A 12,685-nucleotide genomic window follows, 5' to 3' on the forward strand; every position below is an offset into this window, starting at 1 on the left:
GCGATCGACCTGCTGGTCAGCCAGATCCACGGCGGGGCCGTGCCGCAGGACGAGCTCCTGTTCGAGCCCGAGCTCGTCGTGCGCGGCTCGACCGGCCCCGCGCCCGCGCAGCCGGCGGCGCTCGCCGACTGACTCCGACCTGCACCGACGGACCCCGTCCCGCCCACCCGGCGGGGCGGGGTCCGTTGCTTCCGGACCGCGTTCGGTCACACTTCGATAACTGTCCTGTCAGTTTCTTGCGTGGTTCCAGTCGCTTCCTTTAGTGTCTGGAACGCGACAGCGACGTCTCGCGGTGGTCCCCAGGGTCCGCGGAGCACGACGCGGCCGCAGGAAGCGGACAACCGGCCCCGTCGCCGTCGACGGCGGCCCACGAGAGACGAGACCCGAGTGGCGCAGGCTCAGCCCGAGACCGACCCGCAGTGGTGGCGTGGCGCAGTGATCTACCAGGTCTATCCGCGCAGCTTCGCCGACGGGAACGGGGACGGCACCGGTGACCTGGCAGGTCTGCGTGCGCACCTCCCGTACCTGCGGGACCTCGGGGTCGACGCGATCTGGGTGACCCCCTGGTACGTGTCCCCGCTGGCGGACGGCGGGTACGACGTCGCCGACTACCGGGCGATCGACCCGGCGTTCGGCACCCTCGAGGAGGCCGAGCTCGTCATCACCGAGGCCCTGGCCCTCGGCATCCGGACCATCATCGACGTGGTCCCCAACCACGTGTCCGACCAGCACGAGTGGTTCCAGGCGGCGCTCGCCGCCGGTCCCGGCTCGCCGGAGCGAGACCGGTTCTGGTTCCACCCCGGCAAGGGCGAGCAGGGCGAGCAGATCCCCACGCACTGGGTCTCCGACTTCCAGGGCAGCACGTGGACGCGCACCACCAACCCGGACGGCACCCCCGGCGAGTGGTACCTGCACCTGTTCGCGCCGCAGCAGCCCGACGTCAACTGGTCGCACCCGGAGGTCGTCGAGGAGTTCGAGTCGGTGCTGCGGTTCTGGTTCGACCGGGGCGTCGCGGGCATCCGGATCGACTCGGCGGCGCTGCTGGTCAAGGACGCGTCGCTGCCAGAGGTCCCGGCACACCCGGGTCCCGGCGAGCACCCGCACGTCGACCGCGACGAGCTGCACGACGTCTACCGCGGCTGGCGGTCGGTGGCCGACTCGTACGAGGGCACGCGCGTGCTCGTCGGCGAGGTCTGGCTCCAGGACAAGGCACGCTTCGCGCAGTACCTGCGTCCCGACGAGATGCACACGGCGTTCAACTTCGACTTCATGGCGCGGCCCTGGGACGCCAAGCAGCTGCGGGAGTCCATCGACATCACGTTGGCCGCGCACGGGCCCGTCGGGGCGCCGGCCACCTGGGTGCTGTCGAACCACGACGTCACGCGGCCGGTCACCCGATACGGGCGCGACGACACGTCGTTCGCGTTCACCGCCAAGCGGTTCGGCACGCCGACCGACCTCGCCGTCGGCCTGCGCCGGGCCCGCGCCGCCGCGATGCTCACCGCCGCGCTGCCCGGGTCGCTGTACATCTACCAGGGCGACGAGCTCGGGCTGCCTGAGGTCGAGGACCTGCCGCTCGACGTCCTGCAGGACCCGATGCACTTCCGCTCCGAGGGCGTCGACCCCGGCCGGGACGGCTGCCGCGTGCCGCTGCCCTGGTCCGGCTCGTCGGCCCCCTACGGGTTCAGCCCCGCCGGCTCGACCGCGCCCCCGTGGCTGCCGCAGCCGGGCGCGTGGGCGGAGCTGACCGTCACGGCGCAGGAGGCCGACCCCGCGTCGACCCTGCACCTGTACCGCGACCTCCTGGCGATCCGCCGGGCCGAGCCCGCCCTGGGCGACGGCCCGATGACGTGGATCGACTCGGCCCACGACGTGCTCGCGTTCGCCCGTGGCGGGCTCGTGTGCGTCGTGAACCTGGGCGACGAACCCGCCGCCCTGCCCGCCCACACCGATGTCCTGCTCACGAGCGCCCCGCTCGTCGCAGGTCTGCTGCCGCGCGACACCGCCGCGTGGCTGCGCACCCCCGCCTGACCCGACCGCAACACCAGCTCGACCCGCACTGATCCCGACCGCAGAACACGACCGCGACCTGGCACCCTGTCAGGGGCGATCCCTCACGAAGGAGTGACGATGAGGTCCTCACGCACCACCGCGCTCACCATGGCCGGTGTGCTCTCGCTCGGCCTGCTGGCCGCGTGCAGCAACGACGACACCCCGTCGGGCGACTCGTCGTCGGCCGGCGCCGACAAGGTCACCATCACGGTCGCCGGGCTCCAGCCCGGCGCCGAGCAGACGGCCGTGGACGCCCTGAACGAGCGCGTCCAGCAGTTCGAGGAGAAGTACCCGGACATCACGATCAAGACGCAGGAGTACAACTGGCTGGCGTCGACCTTCGCGGCCGACCTCGCCGGTGGCACCCTGCCCGACGTCTTCGAGGTGCCGGCCACCGACACCAAGGTGCTCATCCAGAACGGCCAGATCGCCGACATCGACGCCCAGGTCAAGCAGCTCCCGTACGCGAACGACTTCAACAAGGAGGTCCTCGCGGCCGGGCTGAGCGACGACGGGAAGATCTACGCGGTCCCCGCCAAGTCCATCTACGCCGTGGCGCTGCACTACAACCGCAAGCTGTTCACGGACGCCGGGCTGGACCCGGACAAGCCGCCGACGACGTGGGACGAGGTCCGCGCGGACGCCAAGACCATCCACGACAAGACCGGCACGCCGGGCTACGCGATGATGGCGCTCGACAACGCCGGTGGCTGGCAGCTGACGGCCGCGGCCTACTCGCGCGGCGGTCGCACCCAGGTGCTCGACGGTGACAAGTACAAGGCCACGCTGACCGACCCGGCCGTCAAGGAGTCGCTGCAGTTCCTCGGCGACCTCAAGACGGACGGCTCGCTGCTGGAGAACACGCAGCTGGGCTGGGGCGACATCAACGCGGGCTTCGCGGCCGGCCAGTTCGCCATGTACACGTCGGGCTCGGACATCTACACCGCTCTGGTGCAGAACAACGGCGTCACCGCGGACAACCTGGACTACGGGCTGACCGCGCTGCCGAACGAGGGCGACGACTCCGGGACGCTCGGCGGTGGCACCTACGCCGCCGTGGCGCCCCAGGCGACGGACGAGGAGAAGGACGCCGCCGTCAAGTGGATCGACTTCTGGTACCTGTCCAAGCTGGTCGACCAGGACCAGGCCGTGGCCGACGCCAAGATCCTCGCGGAGCAGACGCCTCCGCAGGCCGTCGGTACCCCGACCCTGCCGATCTTCAGCAAGGACCAGTACACGACGTCGCTCGGCTGGATCAAGGACTACGTCAACGTCCCGCTGGACCACATGACCGGCTACACCGACGTCATGTTCACCCAGCCGGTCATCCCTGAGGCCGCTCGCGCGACCCAGGAGACCTACGGGCTGCTCTTCCCGATCGTGCAGGCGGTCATGACCGACCCCAGCGTCGACCTGGACAAGCTGCTCGACGAGGCGAACACGCAGTCGCAGGCCCTGATCGACCAGGCCGGCTGACACCGGTGGGGGTGCCCGGCCCGGGTCCGTCCCCGGGCCGGGCACCATCGCCCTGTCCAGCAGACCGATGACGACGACGACACGCACCGAGAGAAGGACCGCATGACCACCGACACCATCGTCGAGCCACCGACCAGGAGACGATCCCCGGCGACCTGGGTCCGCGGTGGTGGCCTGAGCACGCTCGTGTTCGCGCTGCCGATGCTGGTGATCTTCGGGGTCTTCTCGTGGGCGCCCATCGTCAAGGCCGTCATCATGAGCTTCCAGAAGACGAACCTCATCGTGACGTCGTGGGTCGGGCTGGAGAACTTCCAGCGGGTGTTCGCCGATCCCGTCCTGCCGATGGCCATCCGCAACACCGCGTACTTCGCCCTGCTGGCCCTGATCTTCGGCTACCCCGTGCCGCTCATCGCCGCGGTGCTCATGAGCGAGGTCCGGCGCGCCAAGGGCCTGTACTCGGCCCTGGCCTACCTGCCCGTCGTCGTGCCGCCCGTGGTCGCCGTGCTGCTGTGGAAGTTCTTCTACGACCCGCGGCCCGAGGGCGTGTTCAACACGATCATCGGCTACGTCGGGATACCGCCCCAACCCTGGTTGCAGAGCGCGACGTCGGCCATGCCGTCCCTCGTGCTCGAGGCGACCTGGGCCGCGGCCGGCGGCACGGTGATCATCTACCTCGCCGCGCTGACCGCCGTGCCCACCGAGCTGTACGACGCCGCCGAGGTCGACGGTGCCTCCGTCTGGGGCAAGATCTGGCACGTCACGATGCCGCAGCTGCGCGGCGTCCTGCTCATCACCTTCATCCTGCAGATCATCGGGACCGCCCAGGTGTTCCTCGAGCCGTACCTGTTCACCGGCGGTGGTCCCGCGAACGCGACGATCTCCGTGCTGCTGCTGGTGTACCGGTACGCGTTCCAGAACAGCCTCGGCGGGAACTACGGCATGGCGACGGCGCTGTCCCTCATGCTCGCCGTGTTCCTCGCCGTGATGTCCCTGATCTACTTCCGCCTCACGCGCAGCTGGAGCACCTCGTGACCACGACCACCCCGTCCCTGCCGGAGGCGGTGCTCCCCGACGAGGTCCCGACCGGACCGGCCGAGGGCGTCAGGACGCCGCCGCCCGAGGACGACCGCACCGCGGTCTCCACGTCCGACTGGCGCCGGCCGCGCGTACGCCACACCTGGAACACGATGCACGTGCTCCTRCTGGTCCTGCTGATCGTCTGGTGCGTCGGGCCGCTGCTCCTGCTGGGCAAGTTCGCCATCACGCCGACCCAGGACATCCTGCGCACGCCGCTCGCGATCTTCCCCAACGGCGTCAAGTGGTCCAACCTGCACGACGCGTGGTTCGACATCGACATCAGCAAGTACTTCGTCAACACCGTCGTGCTGGCCGCGGGCTCGTGGGCCTCGCAGATGCTCGTCGCGACGACCGGCGGCTTCGTCCTGTCGGTCCTGCGGCCGCACTGGGCCCGCTACGCCCAGGGCCTCGTCCTGGCGACCCTGTTCGTGCCCGCCGTCGTCCTGCTGGTGCCGCTGTACCTGATCATCCTGCACCCGCCCCTCATCGATCACTCGCTGGTCAACTCGTACTGGGCGGTCTGGCTGCCCGCCGGCGCCAGCGCGTTCAACGTCGTCCTGGTCGCCCGGTTCTTCGACAACCTGCCGCGCGAGATCTTCGAGGCCGCCCGCGTCGACGGCGCCGGACCCTTCCGGCTGTTCTGGTCGATCGTGCTGCCCATGAGCAAGCCGATCCTCGGCGTCGTCTCGGTGTTCGCCGTGATCGCGTCCTGGAAGGACTTCCTCTGGCCGCTGCTGGTCCTGCGCAACCCCGACCTGCAGCCCCTGTCCGTCCGGCTGCCGTCCCTGGAGGCGACGACCGACAAGGGCACCCTCATGGCCGCGTACGCGATCGCGACCGTCATCCCGATCCTCATGTTCCTGGTGTTCCAGCGCATGTTCCTGCGCGGCGCCGGGCTCGGAGGAGCCGTCAAGGGCTGAGCGTCCGCAGCGTTCGCCCGTCCCGACGCCCGGTGGTGCTCGTCGCCGCCGGGCGTCGGCGTGCTTTCTGACAACGCGTCCCGACAATCTCACGGGCCGGTGCGGCCGCTCGCCGCGAGGGCGCCGGGCGGCCGGTGCGATGATCGGACGGTGGCCCCTGACACCGCCGTGAGCACCCGTACGCCCTCGTCCGACCTCAGCCCTGTCGCCCCGTACGACGCGCTCCTGCTGTTCTCGTTCGGCGGCCCGGACGGCCCCGACGACGTGCTGCCGTTCCTGCGCAACGTCACCGCGGGAAAGAACATCCCCGACGAGCGCCTCGCGGTGGTCGCCGAGCACTACCACCACTTCGGCGGCGCCAGCCCGATCAACGGGCAGAACCTGGCGCTGCAGAAGGCGCTCACCGAGGAGCTCGCCCGTCGTGGGCTCGAGCTGCCGGTGGTGTGGGGCAACCGGAACTGGGAGCCGTACACCCGCGACGCCCTGGGGGCGGCCTACGCGGACGGCGCCCGGCGGATGGTCGCGCTGGTGACCAGCGCGTACTCGTCGTACTCCGGCTGCCGCCAGTACCGGGAGAACCTCTGGGCGTCGCTCGACGAGCTCGGCGTCGACGTCGGCCTCGGCGAGGGCGAGCACCCACTGGTCGTCGACAAGGTCCGCTCGTACTTCAACCACCCCGGGTTCGTGCAGGCGAACGTCGACGCGGTGACCGAGGCGTACGAGTCGCTGGGCCGTGACGCGCGGCTCGTGTTCGTCACCCACTCGATCCCGGACGTGATGGAGGAGGCGTCGGTGGTCAGCGGTGCGTCGTACAGCGCGCAGCACCTCGACGTCGCCGCGACCGTCGCGGCCKCGGTCGGGGAGCGGCTGGGCCGGCCGGTGACCTGGGACCTCACCTACTGCTCGCGCTCGGGACCGCCGAGCCAGCCGTGGCTCGAGCCCGACGTCAACGACCATCTGACGGCCCTCGCGAGCGAGGGGGTCGAGGCCGTCGTGCTGTCGCCGATCGGGTTCGTCTCGGACCACATGGAGGTCGCGTTCGACCTCGACACCGAGGCCCTGGAGACGGCCGCGGAGCTCGGGCTCGTCGCGGTGCGGGCGGACACGGTCGGCACCCGGGAGCCGTTCGTCCGCGGTCTGGTCGACCTCGTCCTGGAGCGGGCGGCGCTGGCTCGCGCCGGCTACGGCCCGTCCACGGGCGTGACCGCCGACCTCGCCGCCGACGCCGCCGCCCGGCCGGTGCCCGAGGCCACGGTCGGCGAGCTCCCGCCGTGGCGGTCGGTGTGCCRCCCCGGCTGCTGCGAGATGCGCGCCGGCCAGCCCACGGGCATCCCCGCCGCCTGCTCGACCGACCCCCTGTCCTGACCCCCTGACCTGGAGCACCCGCGATGACGCACGACGCCGAGACCCTCAACGCCACCGTCCGGTACACGATGTGGACCGTCTTCGCCCTGGAGGAGGTCCTGCCGGAGGACGACGACGAGCGCGCCGAGCTCATCGCCGCCGCCCAGGCCGCGGTGGCCGACGACGGCCTGGTGGTGCGCGGCTGGTACGACGTCGCGGGCCTGCGGGCGGACGCGGACCTGATGGTCTGGTGGCACGCCGCGACGGTCGAGGAGGTCCAGGGCGCCTACCAGCGGCTGCGCGCGAGCGACCTCGGGCGGCACCTGCTGCCCGTGTGGTCGGTGGTCGGCCTGCACCGGCCCGCCGAGTTCAACCGCTCCCACGTCCCTGCGTTCCTGGCGGGTGAGCCGGCCGGCGACTACATGACGGTGTACCCGTTCGTCCGCTCCTACGACTGGTACGTGCTGCCCGAGGACGACCGCCGCCGCATGCTCGTCGAGCACGGCCAGGCCGCCCGGGGGTACGCGGACGTGCGCGCCAACACCGTCTCGGCGTTCGCGCTCGGCGACTACGAGTGGATCCTCGCCTTCGAGGCCGCCGAGCTGCACCGGATCGTCGACCTGATGCGCGACCTGCGCGCCACCGACGCCCGCCTGCACGTCCGCGAGGAGGTGCCGTTCTACACCGGCCCGCGCGTGACCCTGGAGACGTGGGCGGACCGTCAGCCGCGCGGGTGACATCATCGGGGGATGGTCGATCTGGCGGGTACCTGGCGGTTCACCGCGCTCGAGGGCGCCGAGGTCGAGGGACCGCGTCGCGCGACGCCATGGCTGACCTTCGACGGTGACGGTCAGGTGTTCGGCATGGCCGGGGTCAACCGGGTGCGCGGCACGTGGGAGCTCGCCGGCGACGGGCTGACCTTCGGGCCGGTGGTGTCCACGATGATGGCGGGCCCGCCGGACGCGATGGACTGCGAGCAGCGCGTGTTCCGGCTGCTCAGCGGCACGGTCGCGGTGTCGACGCCCGACGACGACACGCTGGAGCTCACCGGGGACGGGTCGGCGCGGCTGGTCCGCGACCCCACCGCCGGGGACCAGCCGGTCTGACTCGGGAGGCGTCCCCGGTCGGGTCAGGCCGCGACCGTGACGGCCGGCCAGCGGGACGCGACCTGCGACAGCGTGTGCACCCGGGTGGCCACGTCGAACGCGGTCCCGGTGATCATCAGCTCGTCGGCTCCCGTGCGGTCGACCAGTGCGGCCAGCTCGTCGACCGCCCGGTCGGCCGTCGTGGCCACCTGCGTGCCGGGGACCCGCGCGAAGAAGTCGGCGGCCGCAGCCGGGTCGAGCAGGGCGAGCTCGCGGGCGGCGTCCTCGGGCGAGACGATCGGCCCGAGCGGCCGACCGGTGCGCAGCGACAGAGCCATGACCCGGCTGGGACCCGCCAGGTAGTGCGCCTCGTCGTCGGAGTCGGCGACCAGCACCGACGCGGAGACCATGAGGCGCGGCGCGTCCAGCACGGGCGACGGGCGGAACGCGCGGCGGTAGGCGTCGGCCGCCTGCAGCGTGTGGCCCGTGTTGAAGTGGTGGGCATAGCTGAACGGCAGCCCCAGCTCGCCGGCCAGCTCCGCGCTGAACGAGCTGGACCCGAGCAGCCAGACCTGAGGCGTCGACGTCGCCGCCGGCGTGGCGGACAGGCGGGTGGCGCGCAGCGACGGGGCCCGTCCCTCCAGCCGCTGGCCGAGCAGGGCCAGGACGTCCACCACCTCGGCGGGGAAGTCGTCGGCGCCCAGGCCCTCGACCGTGCGGCGCAGCGCGGCGGCGGTCATGGGGTCGGCGCCGGGCGCGCGGCCGATGCCGAGGTCGATGCGGCCGGGGTGGAGCGCCTCGAGCATCGCGAACTGCTCGGCGACCACGAGCGTCGGGTGGTTGGGCAGCATGACCCCGCCGGAACCGACCCGGATCCGTGACGTGGCCGCGGCGAGGTGCGCGAGCAGCACCCCCGGGGACGTGGAGGCGACCGCGGGCATCGCGTGGTGCTCCGCCACCCAGAACCGTGCGTAGCCCGCGTCGTCGGCGGCGCGAGCGAGGGTCGTCGTCGCGGCGAGCGCGTCCGAGGAGGACTGGCCGACGGCGACCGGGGAGGTGTCGAGCACGGACAGGGGCACCGGGTTCTGGCGAGTCACCTCGTCAGCAACACCGGCACCCCCGTCCGTACTCCCGTCAGGGGTAGAGGCCGCGGATCTGGTGCGCCTCGGCGACGCGCCGGACGCCGATGGTCAGCGCCGCGTCGCGCAGCGAGATGCCCTCGGCGCTCGCCACGGCAGCCACCGCCCGGTGGGCCGTGATCATCCGGTGCTCCAGGCGGTCCTCGATCTCGCGCTCGGTCCACCAGTACGCCTGGTTCGCCTGCACCCACTCGAAGTACGACACGACCACGCCACCCGCGTTGGCCAGGATGTCGGGCACGACGACGACGCCGCGCTCCGCGAGGATGCGGTCGCCCTCGTGCGTCGTCGGGCCGTTGGCGGCCTCGACGACCCACCGCGCCTTGACCCGGCCCGCCGCCTCGGCGTCCAGGACACCCTCGACTGCCGCCGGGATGAGCAGGTCGACGTCGAGCGCGAGGAGCTCGGTGTTGTCGATCGGTTCGCCGCCCTCGAAGCCGACCACGGTGCCGGTCACCGCGACGTGCCGCTCGAGCCCGGCGATGTCGAGGCCGTCGCTGTGCATGACGCCGCCCTGCTCGTCGCTGACCGCGACCACGCGGGTGCCCGCGTCGTGCAGGAAGCGGGAGGCGTGCGAGCCGACCTTGCCGAAGCCCTGCACGGCGGCGCTCACCTCGCGCAGCTTCACGCCCGCGTCACCCAGCGCGGCAGCCGCCGAGTGCACGACGCCCCGGGAGGTCGCGGTCGCCCGTCCGAGCGAGCCCCCGACCGCGAGCGGCTTGCCGGTGGTCACGGCGGGGATGGTGTAGCCGAGGTTCACGGAGTAGGTGTCCATGACCCACGCCATGGTCTGCTCGTTGGTGCCGATGTCCGGCGCCATGATGTCCCGCTCCGGGCCGATGATCGGCATGATCTCGCTGGTGTAGCGACGGGTGACGCGCTCGAGCTCCGCCTGCGAGTACAGCCGGGGGTCGATGGTGACGCCGCCCTTGGCGCCGCCGTAGGGGACGTCGACGACCGCGCACTTCCAGGTCATCCACATGGCCAGCGCCCGCACCTCGTCGACGTCGACGGAGGAGGAGTAGCGCAGCCCGCCCTTGCCCGGGCCGCGGGAGATGTTGTGCTGCACGCGGTACCCGGTGAACAGCTCGATCTCGCCGTCGTCCCGACGCAGGGGGACAGCGACGTTCATCTCGCGCCGGGGTGTGGCGAGCATGCGGTGGAGCCCCTCGGTGTAGCCGAGGATCTCGACGGCCGAGGCGAGCTGTGCCTGGGCGGTGGCGAGGGGCGTGGTCTGCTGCGGGGTCTCCGCTGTGAGGTCCGTCACGTCCCCCACCTTGTCACCGCCGACGGCCGGCGCACGGTAGGCCCGAAGGCTGAGCCGGGCGTGTCCGAGGCGCGGGCAGGACGAACCGGGCAACGCGGGCGTCGTCGGGCGACGATCCTGGTCAGCGGCGTCCCACAGGCCCGGTCCGTGCGCGGGATTCACCCGCTGCGTGGGTCCGCTCAGCAGACCTGCGCGTCGTCGAGCGGCTTCACGACGGATCCGCCGAGGTGCCGCGAGTGGCGCGCAGGCACGAGGACGCACGTGCCGAAGGTGCCGTTGAGGTACGTGCCCTTGACGAAGACGTCCGTGTACCGGCAGTTGTAGACGCGCACCGTGTAGTACGTCGGGTGGTTCACGTAGACGCCGGTCAGCCACGCGCAGAAGGCCTCCTCGCCCTCGATCGTGGCCTGCGGCTGGACGACGCCGCCGGCGCTCAGCGCGGCGCGCGGCAGGGTGGGGTCCGCGACGACGGGCGAGTCCGCGGCGACGGACGGTGCCGCGACCGCCAGGCTGCCCAGCGCGAGGGTCGCCGCGGCCACGGCCGTGACGAGGGCGCGTCGGGCAGGAGCGATCATGGTGGTCCCCCAGGGTGGGTCGACGGTGGCGTCGGTGCATCCGCACGTGCGTGCCCCCGTGCGCGGCCGCTCCCACCCTGGCGACGGGCTGACCGGCTGGTCAACCGGCATCCGGGCGACCCACGTCGCACAGACGGTCCTTGACAGCCCAGACTGGCCCCGGGCCGAGACCCGGTCCACCCCGAGGACGAGGAGAACCATGTCGACCACAGGCGACGTGACCGAGGATGCGATCCGGCTGGCCCGGACCTGGCTCTCGGCGACGGCGGAGGGCCAGACGGCCACCGAGCGACGCACCACCGGCCGGTTGGCCGCACTCGTGGCGGACCCGGCCGGGCTCGAGCTCGCGGTGCGGTTCGTCGACCGGGTCGCGCGCCCGCAGGACGTGCGCGTGGCCGCCCGGGAGCTCGCCGGTCTGACGTCGGGGGCCGCCTCGGGGTTCCTCGGCCCGCTGGACCGGGCGATGCTCGGCGCCGGTGCGCTCGTGGCTCCCGTGCTGCCCGACGTCGTCGTGCCCGCGGCCCGCCTGCGCCTGCGCAGCCTGGTCGGCCACCTGGTCGCCGACGACGGCCCGGGCCTGGCCAAGCACCTCGCGGCGACGCGCGCCGCGGGGTTCCGGCTCAACCTCAACCTGCTCGGCGAGGCCGTGCTCGGGGAGCGCGAGGCGACCGCGCGGCTGGCGCGGGTGCACGCGCTGGTCGAGCGTCCCGACGTCGACTACGTGTCGGTCAAGGTGTCGGCCGTGGCCAGCCAGCTGTCCACGTGGGACACCGAGGGGAGCGTCCGCCGGGTGGTGGACCGGCTGCGGCCCCTGTACCTGACCGCGGCGCGGCACGGCACGTTCCTCAACCTCGACATGGAGGAGTACCGCGACCTCACGCTGACCCTCCGGGTGTTCGAGCGGCTGGTCTCGGACCCGGCGCTGCTCGACGCCGAGGCGGGCATCGTGCTGCAGGCCTACCTGCCCGACGCCGCCGACGCGCTGGACGAGCTGACCGCGATCGCCTCCGCGCGGCGCGAGGCCGGCGGCGCCCGCCTCAAGGTGCGGCTGGTCAAGGGGGCCAACCTCGCGATGGAGCAGGTCGAGTCCGAGCTGCACGGCTGGCCGCAGGCGCCCTACGGCTCGAAGGCGGAGGTCGACGCCGCGTACCTGCGGCTGGTGGACCGGGCCCTGGACCCCGAGCGCACCGCCGTCCTGCGCGTCGGCGTCGCCAGCCACAACCTGTTCCACGTCGCCGCCGCGCACCTGATCGCCCAGCGACGCGGCGTCGCCGAGGCCCTCGACATCGAGATGCTGCAGGGCATGGCGCCGGCCCAGGCCCGCGCGGTCCGCGACGAGGTCGGCGCGGTCCTGCTGTACACGCCCGTGGTCGCGCGGCACGACTTCGACGTCGCCATCTCCTACCTGGTCCGGCGCCTGGAGGAGAACTCGGCCAGTCAGAACTTCCTGCACGCGCTGTTCGCGCCGGGTGCGGCGATGGACAGCCAGGAGGAGGCCTTCCGCGTCGCGTTCCGTGACCGCGACGAGCCCTCGACGGCGGCCCGGCGGGCGGCCCGGCCGTTCGCCGACGCCCCCGCGCCCGAGGGCTTCGCCAACACGCCCGACACGGACCCCGCGGTCGGCGTCGCACGCGCCTGGGCCCGCGGCATCGTCGACCGCGACGTCCCGACGCCCGACGGCGCGGTCGTGGTGACGACGACCGACGAGGTGGACGCCGTGGTCGCGCGGGCCGCCGCCGCCCAGCCGGCC

At 72.5% G+C, this 12,685-nt stretch carries 11 protein-coding genes and 1 pseudogene; 9 read left to right on the forward strand and 3 right to left on the reverse strand.

Annotated elements, in window-relative coordinates:
• The 8 genes and pseudogenes from ACXJKG_RS13560 to ACXJKG_RS13595 form a co-directional block, all read left to right on the forward strand.
• Window positions 1-132: pseudogene (locus ACXJKG_RS13560) on the forward strand (LacI family transcriptional regulator); the annotation flags it as partial.
• Between the two features lie 255 nt (window positions 133-387).
• A complete protein-coding gene (locus ACXJKG_RS13565) occupies window positions 388-2,031 on the forward strand; it encodes a glycoside hydrolase family 13 protein (RefSeq protein ID WP_456846277.1) in 1,644 nt (547 codons plus the stop codon).
• 99 nt (window positions 2,032-2,130) lie between these two features.
• Window positions 2,131-3,528 carry an ABC transporter substrate-binding protein gene (locus ACXJKG_RS13570; RefSeq protein WP_456846278.1) on the forward strand — a complete coding sequence of 466 codons (1,398 nt, stop codon included), beginning with the start codon at window positions 2,131-2,133 and terminating at the stop codon, window positions 3,526-3,528.
• 102 nt (window positions 3,529-3,630) lie between these two features.
• Window positions 3,631-4,560 (forward strand): carbohydrate ABC transporter permease, encoded by a 930-nt coding sequence (locus tag ACXJKG_RS13575; RefSeq protein WP_456846279.1) that lies wholly within the window; start codon window positions 3,631-3,633, stop codon window positions 4,558-4,560.
• Window positions 4,557-5,525, forward strand: a complete 969-nt coding sequence (locus ACXJKG_RS13580; RefSeq protein ID WP_456846280.1) for a carbohydrate ABC transporter permease — start codon at window positions 4,557-4,559, stop codon at window positions 5,523-5,525. Before ACXJKG_RS13575 ends, ACXJKG_RS13580 begins: the two co-directional genes overlap by 4 nt.
• Window positions 5,526-5,675: 150 nt before the next feature.
• Window positions 5,676-6,890 (forward strand): ferrochelatase, encoded by a 1,215-nt coding sequence (locus tag ACXJKG_RS13585; RefSeq protein ID WP_456846281.1) that lies wholly within the window; start codon window positions 5,676-5,678, stop codon window positions 6,888-6,890.
• 23 nt (window positions 6,891-6,913) lie between these two features.
• Window positions 6,914-7,606: a hydrogen peroxide-dependent heme synthase gene (gene hemQ, locus ACXJKG_RS13590; protein ID WP_456846282.1), complete on the forward strand. Its 693-nt coding sequence runs from the start codon at window positions 6,914-6,916 to the stop codon at window positions 7,604-7,606.
• 12 nt (window positions 7,607-7,618) lie between these two features.
• Entirely contained in the window at window positions 7,619-7,975 is a 357-nt protein-coding gene (locus ACXJKG_RS13595) for an META domain-containing protein (protein WP_456846283.1), read from the forward strand.
• A 23-nt stretch (window positions 7,976-7,998) separates the two neighbouring features.
• Here the strand turns inward: ACXJKG_RS13595 and ACXJKG_RS13600 are convergent, their stop codons facing one another.
• From ACXJKG_RS13600 to ACXJKG_RS13610, 3 genes are all read right to left on the reverse strand, one after another.
• Window positions 7,999-9,051, reverse strand: a complete 1,053-nt coding sequence (locus ACXJKG_RS13600; protein WP_456846284.1) for an LLM class flavin-dependent oxidoreductase — start codon at window positions 9,049-9,051, stop codon at window positions 7,999-8,001.
• 37 nt (window positions 9,052-9,088) lie between these two features.
• Window positions 9,089-10,360 (reverse strand): Glu/Leu/Phe/Val family dehydrogenase, encoded by a 1,272-nt coding sequence (locus tag ACXJKG_RS13605; RefSeq protein ID WP_456846285.1) that lies wholly within the window; start codon window positions 10,358-10,360, stop codon window positions 9,089-9,091.
• A gap of 179 nt (window positions 10,361-10,539) precedes the next feature.
• Window positions 10,540-10,935 (reverse strand): hypothetical protein, encoded by a 396-nt coding sequence (locus tag ACXJKG_RS13610; protein ID WP_456846286.1) that lies wholly within the window; start codon window positions 10,933-10,935, stop codon window positions 10,540-10,542.
• Window positions 10,936-11,134: 199 nt separating this feature from the next.
• Here ACXJKG_RS13610 and ACXJKG_RS13615 point away from each other — a divergent pair.
• On the forward strand, window positions 11,135-12,685 hold a 1,551-nt coding region (locus ACXJKG_RS13615; protein ID WP_456846287.1), incomplete at its 3' end, for a proline dehydrogenase family protein.

This window comes from Cellulomonas sp. P5_C6, assembly GCF_054049635.1.